Source organism: Nitrosomonas sp. ANs5 (genome assembly GCF_050584665.1).
Classification (GTDB): domain Bacteria; phylum Pseudomonadota; class Gammaproteobacteria; order Burkholderiales; family Nitrosomonadaceae; genus Nitrosomonas.
In genome coordinates, this window is the sequence record NZ_JBEUDO010000122.1 from 1 (window position 1) to 2,160 (window position 2,160).

A 2,160-nucleotide genomic window follows, 5' to 3' on the forward strand; every position below is an offset into this window, starting at 1 on the left:
TAACGGCATCGAAGTAGCGGCAGTGCTATTTGGGTTAAAGCAGTAAAGTGTTCATGCGATTGCCCTGTCGTGTTAGGTTGACGACCAAACCGTTTCCCGGTAGATTTAATTCTTATGAAGAAGGGCGTTTATTTTTCCGATAAGCAATTGAGAATGCGACGACTAGCATTCTAAAGTCCACGGCGGACGGCAAGGAACCCGATGTTCAATAGCGAGATGTTCTTCAGTAACTGGGCCACTCTCGGACGAACGATTTTGGTTGGCGGGCTTGCCTACGTCGCGCTGATTCTAATCTAATGTTGCGCATTTCCGGCAAGCGAACGCTGGCAACCGTACTGCTGACCAAGGAGGTGGCACTCGCGGAAAGAGTAACGGCGCTGGCACGATCGGAGCCGCGATTGTTGTTATACCGTGGCAAGTTTCTGACGGAGGAGATGCAGGCGAAAAGGGTGACGCAGTCGGAGATACTCCAAGCGGTTCGCTCGCAAGGCATTCTTGCGATAGATGAGGTCGAGGGCGTTGTGCTGGAGACCGATGGTACCTTCTCCGTAATACCAGGTGGCAAACAATCGGGCCGATCATCTCTCGTGGAAGTGCGCCCAGTTCACCTCCACTCGGAAAATAGGAGCTGAACAGGATGTTCTCGCGGTTAAGAATGCTGTGGGTCAGGGTTCGCGATAGCCTGTGGTTTATTCCCACGGTGCTTACATTGCTGGCAGCGGCACTGGCCATCTGGCTCGTACAACTGGAGCAGGCGATGGATACCACCAAATTTCAGGAAAACTGGCTGATCGCCGTTAGTTTGGATGGCGCACGCGAGATACTCAGCACCATTGCTGGCAGTATCATCACGGTAACGGGGGTGGTGTTTTCGGTGACAATCGTGGCGCTCCAGCTTTCCAGCAGCCAGTTCACTCCGAGAGTCCTGCGAAATTTTATGGCGGATCAATCTAACCAAATGGTGCTTGGGGTGTTCATTGCCACCTTTACCTACACGCTACTCGTGCTGCGGGTGGTGCGTTCGACTGGAGAAAATGAAGAGTTTGTGCCGCAAATAGCCGTCTCGGTTGCGATCCTCTTTTCACTGGTGAGCATTGGATTTCTTATCCATTTTATCCATCATGCGGCCAGGTCGATCCAGGCAGCGGTGGTTCTTGTCAAGGTGACGACTTCAGCATTGGAGCACGTGAAGCGGCTGTTCCCCGAAGAGATCGGTAAGCCAGAAGGCACCCTGCCAGAGGAAGAACACTTGCCTTCGAACGCGGCACGGATTGTCACGGTGGAGAAAGAAGGGTACCTTGAGGCGGTGGATGACTCATCGTTGTTTCGGTTGGGTGAAGAGCAGCATTTGCTCATTCGGATGCTTCGGCCAGTGGGGGCATTCATGATTCAGGGGGAGCCGTTAGCAGAAGTGTGGGCGAATGAGCCGCTGGGTGATGAGACACAAAAACAAATTCGCGACGCGTTTGTCATCGGCGAGCAGCGCACACCGGAGCAGGACTTGGAGTTTTTCTTGTTGGAGTTAAGCGATATGGCAGTCAAGGCCCTTTCGCCTAGCATCAACGATCCCACAACCGCGAAGCATTGCATCGACCGTCTGACGCAAATCTTACGGGCCGTGGGAAGTCGCCGCCCGCCGGCGCCGCTCCGCACTAAAGAGGGCAAAGTCCATTTTATCGCCCAGACGAACTCCTTTGAGACGTCCGTTGAGTTGGCGTTCGGCGATATTCTGCGCCATGGGCGGGACAACGACTCGATTGTGAAAAAACTGCTAGGGGCCATCGATCTACTGGAGTCGCTACTTCCTACCGAGCGACATGAAGCCTTGCAGAATTTTCGTGCGAAGGCGAAGGTTTGGTCGAAAAGCGAGACGGGGTAAGCACATGGATAGCGTCGAGGCAATTAACACTGCCGGTTGGATCGATAAGAATAGTTGTTGCTGCTCCATTATTGTTTCCTTGTAACGTGCAGCGGCAGTGCTTGGCTGATCGCGACGGTGCATCCTGATGGGACTTGGAGCAGCACATGCCTCCTTCCCCCAAGTCAACCGCCAGGACGATCCGCAGCCAGCAGAAGGCATCTGCGATCCTCTGTATCATGTTATACCTTATGATATTAAGCCATATCATACTATTAACAACTAGTAGCAAGTTTCTCTAA

2 protein-coding genes are annotated in these 2,160 nt (G+C 53.0%); both read left to right on the forward strand.

Annotated features, from left to right (window positions below):
- Positions 1-296 precede the first annotated feature (296 nt).
- On the forward strand, positions 297-632 hold the full coding sequence (locus ABTW62_RS13900; protein WP_430905169.1) for a YetF domain-containing protein: 336 nt from the start codon (positions 297-299) through the stop codon (positions 630-632).
- Positions 633-637: 5 nt separating this feature from the next.
- Entirely contained in the window at positions 638-1,879 is a 1,242-nt protein-coding gene (locus tag ABTW62_RS13905; RefSeq protein ID WP_430905170.1) for a DUF2254 domain-containing protein, read from the forward strand.
- Positions 1,880-2,160 lie beyond the last annotated feature (281 nt).